The 17,719-nt window shown below is 65.7% G+C and carries 15 protein-coding genes and 1 other RNA gene; 3 read left to right on the forward strand and 13 right to left on the reverse strand.

What is annotated here, in order from left to right; all coding sequences use genetic code 11:
* Window positions 1-65: 65 nt before the first annotated feature.
* From glnA to ompA, 13 genes are all read right to left on the reverse strand, one after another.
* Window positions 66-1,481, reverse strand: a complete 1,416-nt coding sequence (gene glnA, locus AC1DMS_RS10130; RefSeq protein WP_012746775.1) for a type I glutamate--ammonia ligase — start codon at window positions 1,479-1,481, stop codon at window positions 66-68.
* Between the two features lie 146 nt (window positions 1,482-1,627).
* Window positions 1,628-2,428, reverse strand: coding sequence for a competence/damage-inducible protein A (locus tag AC1DMS_RS10135; RefSeq protein WP_027730788.1), 801 nt, complete (start codon window positions 2,426-2,428; stop codon window positions 1,628-1,630).
* A complete protein-coding gene (locus AC1DMS_RS10140; protein ID WP_012746773.1) occupies window positions 2,425-3,309 on the reverse strand; it encodes an EI24 domain-containing protein in 885 nt (294 codons plus the stop codon). Before AC1DMS_RS10140 ends, AC1DMS_RS10135 begins: the two co-directional genes overlap by 4 nt.
* Window positions 3,310-3,347: 38 nt before the next feature.
* The gene (locus AC1DMS_RS10145; protein ID WP_478180965.1) at window positions 3,348-4,322 is read right to left on the reverse strand and encodes a sterol desaturase family protein; all 975 of its coding nucleotides are present in this window, start codon (window positions 4,320-4,322) and stop codon (window positions 3,348-3,350) included.
* Window positions 4,323-4,332: 10 nt separating this feature from the next.
* On the reverse strand, window positions 4,333-5,145 hold the full coding sequence (locus AC1DMS_RS10150) for a polysaccharide deacetylase family protein (RefSeq protein WP_012746771.1): 813 nt from the start codon (window positions 5,143-5,145) through the stop codon (window positions 4,333-4,335).
* A complete protein-coding gene (locus AC1DMS_RS10155; protein ID WP_012746770.1) occupies window positions 5,129-6,136 on the reverse strand; it encodes a YncE family protein in 1,008 nt (335 codons plus the stop codon). Before AC1DMS_RS10155 ends, AC1DMS_RS10150 begins: the two co-directional genes overlap by 17 nt.
* A gap of 81 nt (window positions 6,137-6,217) precedes the next feature.
* Window positions 6,218-6,967: a pseudouridine synthase gene (locus AC1DMS_RS10160; RefSeq protein ID WP_062362443.1), complete on the reverse strand. Its 750-nt coding sequence runs from the start codon at window positions 6,965-6,967 to the stop codon at window positions 6,218-6,220.
* 60 nt (window positions 6,968-7,027) lie between these two features.
* Window positions 7,028-8,764: a gamma-glutamyltransferase gene (ggt, locus tag AC1DMS_RS10165; protein ID WP_012746768.1), complete on the reverse strand. Its 1,737-nt coding sequence runs from the start codon at window positions 8,762-8,764 to the stop codon at window positions 7,028-7,030.
* A gap of 41 nt (window positions 8,765-8,805) precedes the next feature.
* On the reverse strand, window positions 8,806-10,401 hold the full coding sequence (locus tag AC1DMS_RS10170) for a methyltransferase regulatory domain-containing protein (RefSeq protein ID WP_436035398.1): 1,596 nt from the start codon (window positions 10,399-10,401) through the stop codon (window positions 8,806-8,808).
* Window positions 10,402-10,540: 139 nt separating this feature from the next.
* Window positions 10,541-10,925: a transfer-messenger RNA gene (ssrA, locus tag AC1DMS_RS10175) on the reverse strand.
* Window positions 10,926-10,937: 12 nt separating this feature from the next.
* Window positions 10,938-11,606 carry an HAD-IA family hydrolase gene (locus tag AC1DMS_RS10180; RefSeq protein ID WP_012746766.1) on the reverse strand — a complete coding sequence of 223 codons (669 nt, stop codon included), beginning with the start codon at window positions 11,604-11,606 and terminating at the stop codon, window positions 10,938-10,940.
* Window positions 11,603-12,331: a bifunctional 2-polyprenyl-6-hydroxyphenol methylase/3-demethylubiquinol 3-O-methyltransferase UbiG gene (ubiG, locus tag AC1DMS_RS10185; protein ID WP_012746765.1), complete on the reverse strand. Its 729-nt coding sequence runs from the start codon at window positions 12,329-12,331 to the stop codon at window positions 11,603-11,605. The genes AC1DMS_RS10180 and ubiG overlap by 4 nt, the downstream gene beginning before the upstream one ends.
* A 126-nt stretch (window positions 12,332-12,457) precedes the next feature.
* Window positions 12,458-13,111: an outer membrane protein OmpA gene (gene ompA, locus AC1DMS_RS10190; RefSeq protein ID WP_012746764.1), complete on the reverse strand. Its 654-nt coding sequence runs from the start codon at window positions 13,109-13,111 to the stop codon at window positions 12,458-12,460.
* A gap of 225 nt (window positions 13,112-13,336) precedes the next feature.
* On the opposite strand from ompA, the gene gyrA reads away from it, so the two are divergent.
* The 3 genes from gyrA to serC are packed head-to-tail and all read left to right on the forward strand — an operon-like array spanning window position 13,337 to window position 17,704.
* Entirely contained in the window at window positions 13,337-15,982 is a 2,646-nt protein-coding gene (gene gyrA, locus AC1DMS_RS10195; RefSeq protein ID WP_012746763.1) for a DNA gyrase subunit A, read from the forward strand.
* On the forward strand, window positions 15,979-16,569 hold the full coding sequence (locus AC1DMS_RS10200) for a DUF2059 domain-containing protein (RefSeq protein ID WP_012746762.1): 591 nt from the start codon (window positions 15,979-15,981) through the stop codon (window positions 16,567-16,569). Before gyrA ends, AC1DMS_RS10200 begins: the two co-directional genes overlap by 4 nt.
* A gap of 1 nt (window position 16,570) precedes the next feature.
* The gene (gene serC, locus AC1DMS_RS10205) at window positions 16,571-17,704 is read left to right on the forward strand and encodes a 3-phosphoserine/phosphohydroxythreonine transaminase (RefSeq protein ID WP_012746761.1); all 1,134 of its coding nucleotides are present in this window, start codon (window positions 16,571-16,573) and stop codon (window positions 17,702-17,704) included.
* The last annotated feature ends 15 nt before the right edge of the window (window positions 17,705-17,719 follow it).

The raw sequence follows: 17,719 nt of genomic DNA on the forward strand, positions 1-17,719 counted from the left end.
CCGGTGTTGCCCCCCTTCGAGGGGGAGGCGGCTACACGAAGTGAGCCGCTTCGGGGGTGGGCCAATTACAGCGAGTAGTACATGTCGAACTCGACCGGATGGGTCGCCATGCGGAAGCGCGTGACTTCCTGCATCTTCAGTTCGATGTACGCATCGATGTAGGCATCGGTGAACACGCCGCCCTTGGTCAGGAACGCACGGTCCTTGTCGAGGTATTCCAGCGCCTGGTCGAGGCTGTGGCACACGGTCGGGATCAGCGCGTCTTCTTCCGGCGGCAGGTGGTACAGGTCCTTGCTGGCGGCTTCGCCCGGATGGATCTTGTTTTCCACGCCGTCGAGGCCGGCCATCAGGAGCGCAGCGAAACCGAGGTACGGGTTCATCAGCGGATCGGGGAAGCGCGCTTCGACGCGGCGGCCCTTCGGGTTGGCCACGAACGGGATGCGGATCGAGGCCGAGCGGTTCTTGGCCGAGTAGGCCAGCTTCACCGGGGCTTCGAAGCCGGGCACCAGGCGCTTGTAGCTGTTGGTGCCGGGGTTCGTGATGGCGTTCAGGGCACGGGCGTGCTTGATGATGCCGCCGATGTAGTGCAGCGCGAAGTCCGACAGGCCCGCATAGCCGTCGCCGGCGAACAGGTTCTTGCCGTCCTTCCAGACCGACTGGTGCACGTGCATGCCCGAGCCGTTGTCGCCGACGATGGGCTTGGGCATGAAGGTGGCGGTCTTGCCGTAGGCGTGGGCCACGTTGTGGATCACGTACTTCTGCAGCTGGACCCAGTCGGCGCGCTGCACCAGCGTGCTGAACTTGGTGCCGAGCTCCATCTGGCCGGCGTTGGCCACTTCATGGTGATGCACTTCGACCGGGATGCCGAGCGATTCGAGCACCAGGCACATTTCCGAGCGCATGTCCTGGAAGCTGTCGACCGGGGGCACAGGGAAATAGCCGCCCTTGACTGCGGGACGGTGGCCGGTGTTGCCGTGCTCGTATTCCTTGTCGGTGTTCCACGAGGCTTCTTCGGAGTCGATCTTCACGAAGCAGCCCGACATGTCGTTCTTCCAGCGAACGCCGTCGAACACGAAGAATTCGGGTTCCGGACCGAAGTAGGCGGTGTCGCCCAGGCCCGAAGCCTTCATGTAGGCCTCGGCGCGCTTGGCGAGCGAACGCGGATCGCGCTCGTAGGCCTTGCCGTCGGCGGGGTCGATCACGTCGCAGGTCAGGATCAGCGTCGTTTCTTCGAAGAAGGGATCGATGTTGGCGGTGTTCGGGTCGGGCATGAGCTGCATGTCCGAAGCCTCGATTCCCTTCCAGCCAGCGATGGACGAGCCGTCGAAAGCATGGCCCGAAGTGAATTTGTCTTCATCGAAAGCCGAGACGGGCACGGTCACGTGCTGCTCTTTGCCGCGGGTGTCGGTGAAGCGGAAGTCGATGAACTTGACCTCGTTTTCCTTGACGAGCTTGAGTACATCGGCGACGGTCTTTGCCATCAGTTTCTCCTGAGTTGGATGGTGGTTAGGAATACAGGGACGGAGGATGCAGTTTCTATGCCATTGTCGCCGCACGGGAACAGGCTTTGACGGCAGGCGCAAACCCCAAAAAAAGGCGAATAATCACCAAATTGGTGCAATAAAAACTACCGCACCAATTCCGGGCCAAGCTTCGCATCATAGGCGTGCAGACCCTCGATCAGCTGCGCGTAGGCGGCCTCCAGGCGGGTGGGGTCGCCTTTCACGCCAAGTTCGATGTGGCGGCCGTACTGCGGATGGTCGACGCTCGGCAGGCTGAACACCTTGATGCCGGCGTGCGCCGTCTCGATCGCGAGCATCAGCGGCGTGAGCGTTGCCTCCATCGCGCCGAACACGATGACCGACTTCTCGGCCGACTGGCCGCTGGTGAACAGGTGCGCATAGCGGCTGTCGAGCACCGACTCGATCATTGGCCAGGCCATGACCGGAAAGCCCGGCACGAAATGGACGTGCTCGACGCTGAAGCCCGGAATCTTGTTGTAGGGGTTGCGGATGATCTCGGCGCCCTTCGGGAACACGCCCATGTTGAGGCGGTGAATGTTGTCGGGGCGGTCGGGTTCGTAGGCAATGCCCTGCTCGCGCGCGGTGTCCTGCATGCGCTCGCGGATCAGCAGTTCGGCCTCGGGATGCAGTTCCAGCGGCACCCGCAGGGCTTGCGCGGCGCACTGGCGCGTGTGGTCGTCCGGCGTGGCGCCGATGCCGCCGGTCGAGAAGACGATGTCGCCCGAAGCGAAGGCCCGGCCGAGCGCGGCGGTGATGCGGGTGGGCACGTCGCCGACGTATTCGGCCCAGCCGAGCTGCAGGCCGCGCGCGGCGAGCAGTTCAATGACCTTGGGCATGTGCTTGTCGGCGCGCTTGCCGGAAAGGATTTCGTCGCCGACGACAATCAGGCCGAATGCACGGGTCATGGGGATTTCCATTGGGAGAGAAGGGCCTGGTCGGTCTCGGCCGCGGGTGCGCCGCCGGGCGGACCGGAAGAAGCTGCGGCGGCCCCGCGTTGGGCGCGAAGCTGCGCCAGCGCGTCGAGGCAGTAGTGGCCGAACCAGAGCGCCGAAAACGCAAACACCAGCGTGTAGATCCAGATCGCGAGCGGCACCAGCACGAAGAAGGCGGCGGCAAACAGCAGGCCGGAGGCCCAGACGATGCTGGGCGCCGCGCCCAGGTAGCCGCACAGCACGCCGATGCACAGCAGCGGCAGCCGGTGCGCGCGCAACAGTGCGGCGCGCTCTTCGGGGCTCGCGTGCTCGGCCAGCGCGTCGAAGCTCATCACGCGGTAGGTGAGCCAGCCCCAGATCAGCGGCGGCAAGATGAGCACCAGCGGCGGAATGAGCCAGAGCGGCATCGACACCACGAGCGCGAGCAGCGCCAGCAGCGTGAGGCCGAGCGAGCGCGCCACGCTGCCGAAGAAGGACGCGCCCTTCTTGCGTTCGAGCGCGGGAAAGCGGCGGTGCGCGACCAGCGCGGTGAGCGGGCCTGCCATGAGGCCGGCCACGATCAGCAGCGAAACCACCACGATCACCGGCGTGGCGGCAAACACCACCACCAGCGGCGCCAGCACGGCCGTGACGTCGCCCGAGAAGAGCCGTCCGATCCAGCCCCAGAAGCTCGACAGCAGCGGCCAGGCGTCGAGCGCGTCGCGGGTCCAGGCGACGGTCGCGTCCCAGTAGAAATAGCCGAAGCCTGCAGCCAGCAGCACCATCAGGCCCAGCGGCAGCAGCGACAGCACGATCACGCGCGGCAGCATGCAGTAGGCGACCGCGCGCCAGAAGGAATCGAGGAGCAGGCGCATTGGGTGCGAGGATAACCGGCCCGGTTCGGGCCCGGTGCTCAGCCGCAGCCGGCCATCCGCTTGAGCCCGAGCCATTGCTGGGCCCAGAAGCCGCGCCCGTAGTCGCGCACGCGGCCGTCCGCGTCGGGCTCGACCTGGTCGCGGATGCCCGTGGGGTCGTAGCGCTCCTCGAAGTTCACGGTGCGAAAGAGCATGTCCCACCATGGCAGCAGGACGCCGAAGTTGCACCCGCCCAGCGTGTGGGCGCCGCGCGATTCGTGGCCCAGCCCGATGCTGTGGTGCAGCCGGTGGAAGCGCGGACTGATCCACAGCCGCTCGCCAATGGCGCCGAAAGCCAGCCTCAGGTTGGCATGCTGCAGGCTTTCGCTGAGCTGCGTGAACGCCACGAACGCAATGAACTGCCCCGGCGCCACGCCAATGAGCTGCGCGACGATGACGATGAGCGTGTCGTGGATGATGTCGTCGAGCAGGTGGTTGCGGTCGTCGCTCCACATCGTCATCTGGCGCTGCGAATGGTGCAGCGAATGCAGGCCCCACCACCACCGGAACTGGTGCTGGCCCCGGTGGATCCAGTAGCCCACGAAGTCGAGCACCACGAGATAGATCGCAAAGGCCACCCACGGCACATCGGTCACGCCGGGCCAGACCTCGTCGAGGTGGAAGGTGCCCCAGCCCGCAGTGCGCAAAAAGCCGATGCCCTCGTCGAAGAACGGCTCGAGCGTGAAGAACATCGCGAGCCGGAACAGGCCCAGCCGATGGATCAGCGTATAGAGCACGTCGATGCGGATCGCGCGGCGGTCGGTGACCGGCTCGACGGCGCGCCAGCGCTGCAGCGGCCCGATGACCGCGAGCAGCACCACGACCTGGATCAGCCCGACCAGCAGCCAGCCGGTGGCGTCGAAGGCGTCCTCGGTCCAGCCGCCCAGGCCCACGGCAAACACCAGCGGCTGGACCAGTGTCTCGAAGAACCAGCCCTGCAGCGCGGAAAAAGCGTCCGTCAACCGATCGATCACGGCAGCAGCCTCAGGGGTGGGACGCGATCCAGGCGCGGTACTGCGGATGCTGGCGCAGCGTCTCGAAGCAGAAGCCCTTGGCCTTGAGGCCGGCGATCAGCGGTTCGAGGTTGGCCGGCGCCCACGGATCCTTGCGCGACCAGATGCCCAGGTGCGCGAGCAGGACGTCGCCGGGGCGGATGCTCTCCAGCGCCTGCGAAAGGAGCTTTTCGTTGCTGAACTTCTCGCTCGGCAACTCGTCCCCGAGGAAGCCGGCCGGCGACCAGCCCACGTGCTCGAAGCCGCAGGCCTTGGCCGCCGCCAGCAGCCGGGGCGAGGTCTTGCCGCCCGGTGCGCGGAACAGCGGCAGCGGCTTCTTGCCGGTGATGAGGGCCAGCCGCTCGGAGGCCTTGCTGATGTTGGCGCAGTATTCGGCCGCGCTCCAGGTGAACTCGCGCCCCGCCAATGCGCCCGCCGAAGGCTTGATGCGGAAGCTCGGCGCCACGCCCTTGAGGTCGCCGCGCCAGTACGCGTGGTCGTAGGTGTGGGAGGCGAATTCGTTGCCCTCGGCCGCCCTCGCCTTCCACCACGGCGCCCACTGGCTGTCGAGGCTGTCGCCGCCGGTCAGCGTGGGCTCGGCGGCAGCAAAGAAGGTGACGCGGACGTTCTGCCGCTTGAGCACATCGGCCACCAGCGGGGCCACGCCCATGTGACCGGTGTCCAGGGTCAGGTAGACCGGCTTCTCGCAGGACGCGCCCTGCTGGGCCCAGGCAGCGGGCACCGCCGCCAGGGCGATCGCCAGCAGGGCTGCGGCACGGCTGCTGCGGCTAGATGCGCTTGCCATGGTCCAGCGTCCAGACGCCGTGCGGCGAGCGGCCGACGTTCACCTGGCGCACGAGCTTGTTGTTCACCAGGTCCACCACGCTGAGCTTCTTGGCCCAGCGCGAGGTGACATACAGCGTCTTGCCGTCGGCTGACACGTCCATGCAGTCGGGCCCGCCCGGCACCGGGTAGACGGCGCCGACCTTCAGCGTCGCAAGGTCGATCCGGCTGATGGTGTTGGCCACCCGGTTGCTCACGAACACGCTCTTGCCGTCGCCAGCCGAGCGGAAGGCATGGGCGCCCTTGCCGGTCGGGATCTTGCCGACCAGCTTGGGCTCGGCACCGGCCACGTCGAACACCTGCACGCCGTCGCTGCCGGTCAGGCCCACGAGCAGGGTCTTGTCGTTGTGGACGCCGAAGATGTCGGCCGGCATGGCGCCGGTGGCCACGCGCCAGCGGATGGTCTGCGTGGGCAGGTCGATGGCGATCAGCTCGTCGCTGTCCTGCATGGTCACGTAGGCGATGGTGCTGGTGTTGTCGATCCAGATGTGGCTGGGCGTCTTGCCCGACGCGATGCGCTTGGCCAGCTTCAGGTCCTTGCCGTCCCAGCGGTAGATGTCGACGTGGTTCAGGCGGTTGCCCGCGGTGACGAACCACTTCATGTCGCGCGAGAACTGCAGCTGGTAGGGATCGATGATGCCGTAGACCACGCGCTGCACTTCGGCCGTCCTGGGGTTCAGGAAAGTGAGCGAATCGCCCGCCGAATTGGCCACGATGACCGACTTTTCGTCGGGCGTCATGTAGAGGTGGTGCGGCTCCTTGCCGGTGGCGATGCGCTGCTTTTCAGTCCAGTCGACTGGACTGATCACGCTGACGCTGGCGTCCAGCGAATTGAGCACGAAGATCGGCGGGGCTTCGGGCGGTGCGGCGGCGGCGGCTTGCGCCAGCCAGACCGCGAGGCATGAGAACAGGAAGGCCGAAAAGCGGCCATTCGGTCGGGCAGGAAATCGCAAGGGAAAGGTTCCGAGAGAGAGCTGGGAATCTTAACGGCCGCGCCTTAGGACTGGCTGACCGGGAAGACGCGCTTTCTGCCCTTATTTCGGCGTTTTCGGCGGCTTGGCGGGTGCCCGCAGCGCCGCGACCTGCTCGGCCGTGAGCCAGCGCCACTGGCCGGCCGCCAGGTCGCCCGGCAGCGCCAGGTCGCCGATGCGGGAGCGGTGCAGCCCCTCGACCCGGTTGCCGACCGCCGCCAGCATGCGCTTGACCTGGTGGTACTTGCCCTCGGTCAGCGTCAGCCGCAGGTGCAGCGGGCTGTCGGATTCGCAGGCCGCCGCGCGCACCGGCTTCGGGTCGTCGTCGAGCACCACCCCGGCCAGCAGCTTCTCGATCTGGGCCGCGTCCACCGGGTGCTTGGCCGTGACTTCGTAGACCTTGGGCACATGGTGCTTGGGCGAACCCATCTTGTGGATGAACTGGCCGTCGTCCGTCATAAGCAGCAGCCCGGTGGTGTCCTGGTCGAGCCGGCCGATGGCCTGCACGCCCTGCACCGCGCCCTTGTTGGGCCGAAGCCGCAGCGGCGACGGCAGCAGCGTGTAGATGCTCGGGTAGGTCGAGGGCTTCTGCGAGCACTCGGTGCCCGCGGGCTTGTGCAGCATCAGGTAGGCCTTCTCGTGGTAGGCCCATTCGGTGCCCTGCACGGTGAACAGCAGGTCTTCGGGATCGAGGTCGGCAAAGGGGTCGGTCACGGCCGCGCCGGCAATGCTCACGTGGCCTTGCTGGACCAGGCCCGCACACACGCGGCGGGTGCCGAAGCCCTGGGAATAGAGGATGTCTTGCAGGTGCATGAAAAATGAAAAAACGGCCGTGCCGACAGGGGCACGACCGCCTTCGAGTGTGCCGCAGGTTCAGTAGCCTGCCGCGAGGCCCGTGTTGCGGCGCGGGTCGTTCGCGCCGTAGAAACGGTTGGCACCCACCGGCTTGCCGCCCAGCGAGGGCGCGCCGACGATGATCGCCGCCAGGTGGTTGGCTGGCTGCGGCACGCCCAGGTTGTGGCCCATGTCGGTCAGGATCTTGCGGGTGTCGGGGCTCAGGGCGAAGGTTTCGACGTTGGTCACGTCGGGCAGCCACTGCTGGTGGAAGCGCGGCGCGTCGACGGCTTCCTGCACGTTCATGCCGTAGTCGACCACGTTCAGGATGGTGTGCAGCACCGCCGTGATGATGCGGCTGCCGCCGGGCGTGCCGACCACGAACACCGGCTTGCCGTCCTTGGAGACGATGGTCGGGCTCATCGAGCTCAGCGGGCGCTTGCCTGGAGCGATGGCATTGGCCTCGCCCTGCACCAGGCCGTACATGTTGGGCACGCCGATCTTCGCGGTGAAGTCGTCCATCTCGTTGTTCAGCAGCACGCCGGTCTTGTCGGCCGTGACCTTGGCGCCGAACCAGTCGTTCAGCGTGTAGGTGACCGACACCGCGTTGCCCTGCTGGTCGGTGATCGAATAGTGGGTGGTGTTGCTGCCTTCGTGCGGCGCGACGCCGGGCTTGATGTCCTTGGAGACGCCGGCCTTCTTGGGGTCGATGGCGGCGCGGATCTTCTCGGCGTAGCCCTTGTCGAGCAGGCGCTCGAGCGGGTTCTTCACGAAGTCGGGGTCGCCCAGGTAGCTGTTGCGGTCCACGTAGGCATGGCGCATGGCCTCGATCTGGTAGTGCACCGCCTCAGCCGAGCGGAAGCCCAGGTCCTTGAGCGGATAGCCCTCGAGGATGTTGAGCATCTCGCAGATGATCACGCCGCCCGAGCTCGGCGGCGGCGCCGACACCACGCGATAGCCGCGGTAGTCGCACTCGACCGGCGCAAGCTCGCGCGTCTTGTACTGGTCGAGGTCGGCCTGCGTGATGATGCCCTTGCCGGCCTGGCTCGATGCCACGATCGCCTGCCCGACCCAGCCCTTGTAGAACCCGTCGACGCCCTTGGCGCTCACGGCGCGCAGCGTCTTGGCGAGGTCTTTCTGCACCAGCTTCTGGCCGACTGCGAAGGGCTCGCCCTTGTTCAGGAAGATGGCGCCGGAAACCGGGTCCTTCTTGAAGTCGTTGGTGGAGGTGTGCAGCATGTCGATGTCGCCCTGCTCCAGCGCAAAGCCCTTCTCGGCCAGCTGGATCGAGGGAGCGATCAGATCGGCCCGCTTCATGGTGCCGTATTTCTCGCGCGCGTATTCCATGCCCGAGACCGTGCCCGGCACGCCGACGGCCAGATGGCCGTTGGTGCTCAAGCCCTTGATGACGTTGCCGTCCTTGTCGAGGTACATGTTGGCGGTGGCGGCCAGCGGGGCCTTCTCGCGGAAGTCGAGGAACGTCTTGCGGCCATCGGCCAGCTGCACGGTCATGAAGCCGCCGCCGCCCAGGTTGCCGGCCGCCGGATAGACCACCGCCAGCGCGTAACCCACGGCCACCGCCGCATCGACCGCGTTGCCGCCGCGCCGGAGCACGTCGACCCCGACCTTGGTGGCCAGGTGCTGCGCGCTCACGACCATGCCGTGCTCGGCCGCGACCGGCGCCTGCGACGCGGCATTCGAGGCGCTTGCGCCCGCGAGCAGGAGCGCAGCCGCCACGGCGGTGCGCAAGTTCGGAGTCCAGTGGAGGTTCTGCATGGGTGAATTTCCTCTTTTGAGTTCGATGGGAACGGTAACGGTCACGCGACGAGCAGCGCCTTGCGCCGCAAGGCGGCCAGGCCAAGCACCACCTGCTGCCGTGCGAATTCCTTCAGGACCGATGGATCGGTCAGCGGCTGGTCGTTCTGGATGAAGCGCAAGCGGCCGGCGCCCACTTCGTCCGCCAGGTGGTCGGCCAGCATGCCGTGCGAATGCGCGCCGTCGAGCAGCGGCAGCAGGCAGCGCTCGAGCGCTGAAAGCCCCACGAGTTCGTGCCACTGGTTGCAGGCGTTCGCCGCGCTCCCGGCCGACAGCGCCAGGCCGGGCGCACTGCGCACCGACGGCAGCGCCCGCGGCAAGGCAGAGACCTCCGCGGCGGCGTGCACGGGCGCGCGCCGCACGCGCACAGCGCCGAGGATCACCAGTTCCTCGAGCATCGACAACACCACGGGCTCGACCGACGAACGCGGCTCGCCCAGCAGCGCGAGTACCGCGGCCACCAGCCCCTCGACCGGCATGCTGGCGGGGTAGCGCGCATCGAGCACCTGTGCCAGCGCCTTGTGCACCGGCAGCCGCAGCGTCACCGTCAGGTTGCGCAGCGCATTGGATGGCTGCTCGCGCGCATCGAGCGTGAGCGCGCTGCCGTCTGCGGCGGCAAACACGCCGGCAAACTCGAAGCCGCGAATGCGGGCCGGGTCGAGCCGGTAGCGGATGTCCCCGGCGCGGCCCTGCTTCACCAGCAGCGTCTGGCGGAAGGTGCGGTTCACGAGGAAGTCGAGGTACTGCTCCATCAGGATCTGGCTGCCGCCGCACTCGCGCAGCAGCGGCTCGCGGACCTTCTCTCCATAGTTCTGGACGAACATCGTCGACGGCTCGGCCTCTGCCAGGTAGCTGAGGCCATTCGCCTCGGCGCGCGCCGCGAACTCCTTGAAGTAGCACGGTGCGTTGCAGGGCTCGAGGAACTCGTGCAGCAGATAGGAGCCGTTGGCCCCGCGCACGATCGGCATGGTTTCCTCGAGCGTCTTGCCGAGCACGCTGCCGGGACGCGCCGACTGCTCGAGGAATTCGAGCATGCCGCGCGCATAGGACAGCTTTTCCTCCGGCGTGTCGCGCGGGCCGCCGCGCAGGATCATCGCGTCGCGCACGATCTCCCTCGCCTTCCAGCCGGGGTAGACGTTGTAGCTGACATAGGCAACGCCATCGGGCGCCAGATTCTCCGAACACACGCGCAGGATCGCGTCCTGCACCGGGCCCGGCACCCAGCTGTAGACGCCGTGGCAGATGATGTAGTCGAACTGGCCGAACGATGCATCGATCTCCGCCAGATTGAACGCCCGCAGCTCCACATTCGACAGTCCGGCACGCGCGATGGCCTCGCGGCCTTGCTCGACCTGCACCGTCGACAGATCGAGTCCCAGGGCGCTGGCTTCGGGGTGGCGCGCCGCAAACGGAATCAGGTTGCCGCCGGCCGCGCAGCCGAGTTCCAGCACGCGCGCGGTCGACGGGGCCGGTGTCTCGAGGCCGAACAGAAAGGCAATGGCCTCCAGGTGCTCGACGGCAGTTTGCGGGAACGGGTGCGACTCGTAGGGCACCGCGTCGTAGTAGCTCGTGAGCGTGGAAGTCAGTGAATCGGGCACGGCGTCCTTTGGAATCGAGGCCGGCCGCAGCACCCTTTGCCAGGGAAACAGCGGCCATGGTGTGTCGGTTCCCGCTGACTATAGCCTCGCGCCGGGCAAAAAAAAGCCAACCCGTCGAAGGTTGGCTTTTTGCGGTGGATGGTGGAGCTGGGGGGATTTGAACCCCCGTCCGCAAGCCTTCATCGCGCAGTTCTACATGTTTAGTGATCTGATTTGAGTCTCGCTTCCGGAGTCGCGCAGTCACACGCTAAACCGGACGCCAGCACCCTATTTTCTCACCCCGACCCAAGGTACCCGGATCGGAGCCAGCCCATGTAATTATCCTTGCAGCCGGGAGGTCAGGATTGCTCCAGACCCCCTTGCCCAGCCCATCGGCCAACTGTTGCAAGGCTCACTGGCAATTAAGCAGCGAGTGCGAAACGTTCGTCGTTTGCAGTTAGTTTGTTTGAATCTGTTTTACGAGCGCATTCAGCTCGACATGCCCCGCTGCGACTCCGAACCCACGTCGAAACCAGTGCAGCCCCAAGCACAGCATTTTAGGCCGGGTTGAGGAATTGCAAGAGCTCCAGGGGTGAAGTAATTGCGGCATCGGCCTCCCAGAGCGTCGCGTCCGCCTGCGGCCCCATGTAACCATAGGTAGCCGCAATGGTTCGCATGCCTGCGGCCCGGCCCGCGATGATGTCGCGTTCGTCGTCTCCCACGTAGATGCAGGCGCTGGACGGAATTCCAAGCCGGCGTGCCGCTTCATGCAGGGGCTCGGGGTGCGGCTTGGAGAACGGCGTGGTGTCGCCGCTCACGATGGCGCCCGCGCTGCCGAAAAGCGGAATGGCGTGCGTCAGCGGATCGGTGAAGCGCGCCGACTTGTTGGTGACGACGCCCCAGGCGAGGCCGCGCGCGCGGATGGCTTCGATGAGCGGCGGCACCCCGTCGAACACCTGCGTGTTGAGCAGCATGCGGTTTTCGTAGGCAACGAAGAACTCTTCCCTCAGCGCAGGAAATTCCGGCGACTCGGGCGTGATGCCGAAAGCCACGCCGAGCATGCCCCGGGCGCCGGCGCCCGCCATGAATCGGTAGCGCTCCAGCGGGTACGACTCGAGCCCGCGATCCGTGCGCATCTTGTCGGCCGCGGCGCCGAGATCGGGCGCGCTGTCGATCAGCGTGCCGTCCAGGTCGAACAGCACGGCCCGGATTGCGGTGGCCGTCACGTCTGCGAGCCCGGCAATGCCGGCTTCTGCGTGGCGAACATGTAGTTGACACTGGTGTCGGCGCTGAGCCAGTAACGCCGCGTCAGCGGGTTGTGTTCCATGCCGCGCGTATGCCGCAGGTCGAGGCCTGCCGCGCGGCAGTGGGCCGCCAGTTCGCTGGGGCGCAGCAGCTTCGCGTATTCGTGCGTGCCCCGGGGCAGCATGCCCAGGACGTATTCGGCGCCGACGATCGCAAGCATGAACGACTTCAGGTTGCGGTTGATGGTGGAAAAGAACACCCAGCCGCCCGGCTTGACGAGCGTGGCACAGGCCTGGACGATCGAAGCGGGCTCGGGCACGTGCTCCAGCATTTCCATGCAGGTGACGACATCGAAACTGCCGGGCTGCTCCGCAGCCAGCGCCTCGGCGCTGACTTCCCGGTACTTGACGCCCTGGGTGCCGGCTTCGAGCGCATGCAGGCGCGCCACCTTGAGCGCCTTGCTCGCCAGGTCGATGCCGAGCACGTCCGCGCCCTTTCGGGCCATCGAATCGGCCAGGATGCCGCCGCCGCAACCGATATCGAGCACCCTGCGCTGCGAAATCGGCGCAATACCGTCAATCCATTCCAGTCGCAATGGATTGATTTCATGGAGCGGGCGGAATTCGCTGTCCAAATCCCACCAGCGGTGGGCAAGCTCCGAAAACTTGGCGAGTTCCGCCGGGTCGGCATTCACATGATCTGTCATGCCGTGATTATGAAACGGAGAATGCGCCGTCGGACATCGAGGCGCACTTGACACCGGCCGGATGGAATTCGGCAGGCATAAAAAAACCCCGCCGAGGCGGGGTTTTCTTTTAGCGATTCAATCGAATCACTTGGTGGCGCGGGTGCCGACCACTTCGATTTCCACGCGACGGTTCTTGGCGCGGCCTTCCTTGGTGCGGTTGTCCGCAACAGGCTGCTTCTCGCCCTTGCCTTCGGTGTAGACGCGGTTGCGTTCGATGCCCTTCGAGACCAGGAAGGCCTTGACGGCTTCGGCGCGGCGCACCGACAGACGCTGGTTGTAGGCGTCCGAACCGATCGAGTCGGTGTGGCCCACGGCGATGATCACTTCGAGGTTGACGTCGCGGATCTTCGAAACCAGGTCGGTCAGCTTGGCGCGACCTTCAGGCTTGAGAACCGACTTGTCGAAATCGAAGAATGCGTCGGCAGCGAAGGTGACCTTCGAGGCAGCCACGGCCGGCGGTGCGACAGCGGCAGGCGGCGTCACAGCGGCAGGAGGCGTCGCGGCGGGAGCCGGAACCAGAGCACCGTCGCAACCGGCGGCGGCAGTAGCCGGCGTCCAGTTGGCATCACGCCAGCACAGTTCGTTCGTGCCGTTCTTCCAAACCAGTTCGCCGGTGCCGTTTTGCCAGTTGTCGATCGTAGGACCGCCGTCCGCAGCGGTGACACGGGTCTGCGCGCCGGCGGCAGTGGCGAGCGCAGCGACTGCAAACATCATCGCCACTTTATTCAGTTTCTTCATGGTTCTCCTCTTGGGGAAAAAGCCGCAGCCGCGCTGCGAATCAAGGACGCTTTAAGTGACCACCACCCAAAACGTTGAGGCGATTGTGCCATAGGGTCTTTGGCAAACAGGCCGCTGGACACCCCGGAAGCGTAGGACGGAGGCGGAATAGCGGCCTTGTGTTGCGGCGGTGCGACACCCCTCACAGCGTAAAATTTCGCCTTCCTGCCGCCAGCCTCTTGCTCAATGACCTCCTTCGCCAAAGAAACCCTGCCCATCAGTCTCGAAGAGGAAATGCGCAGCAGCTATCTCGATTACGCCATGAGCGTGATCGTGGGCCGGGCGCTTCCCGATGCGCGCGACGGCCTCAAGCCCGTGCACCGGCGCGTGCTGTATGCCATGCACGAGCTCAACAACGACTGGAACCGGGCGTACAAGAAGTCCGCCCGCATCGTGGGCGACGTGATCGGCAAGTACCACCCGCACGGCGACCAGTCGGTCTACGACACCATCGTGCGGCTGGCGCAGGACTTTTCCATGCGCCATATGCTGGTCGACGGCCAGGGCAACTTCGGGTCGGTCGACGGCGACAACGCGGCTGCAATGCGGTATACGGAAATCCGCCTCGCCAAAATTGCGCACGAAATGCTGGCCGATATCGACAAGGAAACTGTCGATTTCCAGGACAATTACGACGGCTCCGAAAAAGAACCAAAGGTCCTTCCGAGCAAACTGCCGAATTTGCTGGTGAATGGTTCCGGCGGTATTGCGGTGGGCATGGCCACCAATATTCCGCCGCACAATCTCAATGAGGTGGTGGACGCCTGCCTGCATCTGCTGCGCAATCCGCAGGCCACCATCGACGAGCTGATGGAAATCGTGCCGGCGCCGGACTTCCCCACCGCCGGCATCATCTACGGCATCAATGGCGTGCGCGACGGCTACCGCACCGGCCGCGGCAAGGTCGTGATGCGCGCCAAGTGCCACTTCGAGGACATCGACCGCGGCCAGCGCCAGGCGATCATCGTCGACGAGCTCCCCTACCAGGTCAACAAGAAGACGCTGCAGGAGCGCATGGCCGAGCTGGTGCACGAGAAGAAGATCGAAGGCATCAGCCACATCCAGGACGAGTCCGACAAGTCGGGCATGCGCCTGGTGATCGAGCTCAAGCGCGGCGAAGTGCCCGAGGTGGTGCTCAACAACCTGTACAAGCAGACCCAGCTGCAGGACACCTTCGGCATCAACATGGTGGCGCTGGTCGACGGCCAGCCCAAGCTGTGCAACCTGAAGGACCTGATCGAGGTCTTCCTGCAGCACCGCCGCGAAGTGGTCACGCGCCGCACCGTCTTCACGCTGCGCAAGGCGCGCGAACGCGGCCACGTGCTCGAAGGCCTGGCGGTGGCCCTGGCCAACATCGACGAATTCATCCGCATCATCCGCGAGTCGCCTACCCCGCCGGTTGCCAAGGCCGAGCTCATGACCCGCAGCTGGGACAGCAAGCTGGTGCGCGAGATGCTGACGCGCTCGCGCGCAGACGGCGGCGTGGTCAATGCCGACGACTACCGCCCCGAGGGCCTGGAGCGCGAGTTCGGCATGGGCTCGGACGGCCTCTACCGCCTGTCGGAAACCCAGGCCCAGGAAATCCTGCAGATGCGCCTGCAGCGCCTGACCGGCCTCGAGCAGGACAAGATCGTTGCCGAGTACAAGGAGGTCATGGCCGAGATCGACGACCTGCTCGACATCCTGGCCAAGCCGGAGCGCGTCTCGGTCATCATTGGCGAGGAACTCGGCACCATCAAGCAGGAGTTCGGCCAGTCCAAGCTCGGCGCGCGCCGCAGCCTGGTGGAGCACAGCGCCTACGACCTCTCGACCGAAGACCTGATCACGCCCACCGACATGGTGGTGACGCTTTCGCACAGCGGCTACATCAAGAGCCAGCCGCTGAACGAATACCGCGCGCAAAAGCGCGGCGGGCGCGGCAAGCAGGCCACCGTCACCAAGGAAGACGACTGGATCGACCAGCTCTTCATCGCCAACACGCACGACTACATCCTGTGCTTCTCCAACCGCGGCCGGCTGTACTGGCTCAAGGTGTGGGAAGTGCCGGCGGGTTCGCGCGGCTCGCGCGGGCGCCCCATCGTCAACATGTTCCCGCTGCAGGAAGGCGAGAAGATCAACGTGGCGCTCGCGCTGACCGGCGAGAAGCGCAACTTCCCGGCCGACCAGTACGTGTTCATGGCCACCTCCATGGGCACGGTCAAGAAGACCACGCTCGACGAATTCAGCAACCCGCGCAAGGGCGGCATCATTGCCGTGAACCTCGACGAGGGCGACTACCTCATCGGCGCCGCCCTGACCGACGGCAAGCACGACGTGATGCTGTTCAGCGACGGCGGCAAGGCCGTGCGCTTCGACGAGGAAGACGTGCGCCCGCTCGGCCGCAATGCACGCGGCGTGCGCGGCATGTCGCTCGATCCGGGACAGGGCGTGATCGCCATGCTGGTGGCCGAGGACGAGCAGCAAAGCGTGCTCACCGCCACCGAAAATGGTTACGGAAAGCGCACAAGCATTACCGAGTACACGCGTCATGGCCGCGGAACCAAAGGCATGATTGCGATTCAACAGAGTGAGCGCAACGGCAAGGTCGTTGCCGCCACCCTCGTGCATGCGGACGATGAGATCATGCTCATCACCGACAAGGGCGTGCTCGTGCGCACCCGGGTAGCCGAGATTCGTGAACTGGGTCGCGCAACGCAAGGCGTTACGCTGATCGGGCTCGACGAAGGCGCCAAACTCAGCGGGCTACAACGTATCGTCGAAAACGACGCCAACGGCGAGAGTGAGCCTGGCGCAGACGATACTTCCTCATCTTCAACGGAGAATCCTCAGTGAAAAAATTCAAGCTCGCACTTCTGACCGTCGCCCTGGCCGGCAGCTCCATGGCCGCCATGGCGCAGGACAAGGCTGCGCTCATCAAGCAATTCATCGACGTGCAGCGCCCCGGCATCGAATCGCTGGCCCGCGGCCTGGTCGAGCAATCGAGCGCCCCCATCGCGCAAGCCGGCTCGCAGTACCTGCAGACGCAAGTGCCCGAAGCCAAGCGCGAATCGGCCGCCAAGGCTGCCGACGCCGAACTCAAGAAGTACTTCGACGAGGCCTACCCGATCGTGCGCGACAAGGCCGTGCAACTGGCCCCCGGCGCCCTGACCCCGCTGCTCGAGCAGAACTTCAGCGAAGAAGAACTCAAGCAGCTGCTGGCCTGGATCAACTCGCCGCTCAGCAAGAAGTACCAGGACCTCAATCCGAAGATGCAGACCGCGCTGACCGAAAAGCTCGTGAACGACACGCGCGCCACCATCGAGCCGAAGATGCGCGCGCTGGACGAGAACGTGGCCAAGGCATTGGGTGCACCGACCGGCGGCTCGCAGCAAGGCGCCGCCCCCGCCAAGGCACCGGCCAAGGCTCCCGCCAAGAAGTGACGTGACCCAGCAGCAGCACCAGCCGGCCGGCACGCGCCCGTACAACTTTTCCGCCGGCCCGGCCGCCATGCCGGAGGCGGTGCTGCAACGCGCCGCCGCCGAAATGCTCGACTGGCAGGGCAGCGGAATGAGCGTGATGGAAATGAGCCATCGCGGCAAGGAATTCGGCGCGATCTGCACCCAGGCCGAAGCCGACATCCGCACGCTGCTGGCCGTGCCGGAGCACTTCCACATCCTCTTCATGCAGGGTGGCGGCCTCGGCGAGAACGCCATCGTGCCGATGAACCTGTCGCGCGGCACCGCCGCCGACTTCGTCATCACCGGCAGCTGGAGCATCAAGTCGCAGAAGGAAGCGCAGCGCTACTGCACGGCGAACATCGCCGCGAGCAACGCCGGCGACCATCACACGCGGCTGCCCGACCCTTCGACCTGGCAGCTCAGCAAGAACGCCTCGTACGTGCACCTGTGCACCAACGAAACCATCAACGGCATCGAGTTCCAGCAGCTACCCGACCTCGCGGCCCTTGGCAGCGATGCGCCGCTGGTCATCGACTTTTCGTCGCACGTGGCCTCGCGCAGCGTCGACTGGCGCCGTGTCGGCCTTGCCTTCGGCGGCGCCCAGAAGAACCTCGGACCGGCCGGGCTCACCCTGGTGATCGTGCGCGACGACCTGCTCGGGCATGCACTCGAGATCTGCCCGAGCGCGTTCAACTACAAGATCGTGGCCGACAACAAGTCCATGTACAACACCCCGCCGACCTGGGGCATCTACATGGCGGGGCTGACGTTCCAGTGGCTGCTGCAGCAGACCGAAGGCACGCTCACCGGGGTGGCCGCCATGGAGCAGCGCAACATCGCCAAGGCCAGGCTGCTGTACGACTTCATCGACGCCTCCCCGTTCTACGTCAACAAGATCGACCCGGGTTGCCGTTCGCGCATGAACGTGCCGTTCTTCCTGGCGGACGAGAGCCGCAACGACGCCTTCCTGGCCGGTGCGCGCGAGGCCGGCCTGCTGCAGCTCAAGGGCCACAAGTCGGTCGGCGGGATGCGCGCGAGCATCTACAACGCCATGCCGCTGGAAGGCGTACAGGCACTTGTGAGCTACATGCGAGAATTCGAGCGATCGCATGCCTAGGCGCATGCCCAGCTG

The organism is Variovorax sp. 05T418 (assembly GCF_056396385.1).

Coding starts and splice junctions, on each gene's coding strand:
- glnA (WP_012746775.1), bottom strand. CDS start 1,481: ATGGCAAAGACCGTCGCCGATGTACTCAAGCTCGTCAAGGAAAACGAG.
- AC1DMS_RS10135 (WP_027730788.1), bottom strand. CDS start 2,428: ATGACCCGTGCATTCGGCCTGATTGTCGTCGGCGACGAAATCCTTTCC.
- AC1DMS_RS10140 (WP_012746773.1), bottom strand. CDS start 3,309: ATGCGCCTGCTCCTCGATTCCTTCTGGCGCGCGGTCGCCTACTGCATG.
- AC1DMS_RS10150 (WP_012746771.1), bottom strand. CDS start 5,145: ATGGCAAGCGCATCTAGCCGCAGCAGCCGTGCCGCAGCCCTGCTGGCG.
- AC1DMS_RS10160 (WP_062362443.1), bottom strand. CDS start 6,967: ATGCACCTGCAAGACATCCTCTATTCCCAGGGCTTCGGCACCCGCCGC.
- ggt (WP_012746768.1), bottom strand. CDS start 8,764: ATGCAGAACCTCCACTGGACTCCGAACTTGCGCACCGCCGTGGCGGCT.
- ubiG (WP_012746765.1), bottom strand. CDS start 12,331: ATGACAGATCATGTGAATGCCGACCCGGCGGAACTCGCCAAGTTTTCG.
- ompA (WP_012746764.1), bottom strand. CDS start 13,111: ATGAAGAAACTGAATAAAGTGGCGATGATGTTTGCAGTCGCTGCGCTC.
- gyrA (WP_012746763.1), top strand. CDS start 13,337: ATGACCTCCTTCGCCAAAGAAACCCTGCCCATCAGTCTCGAAGAGGAA.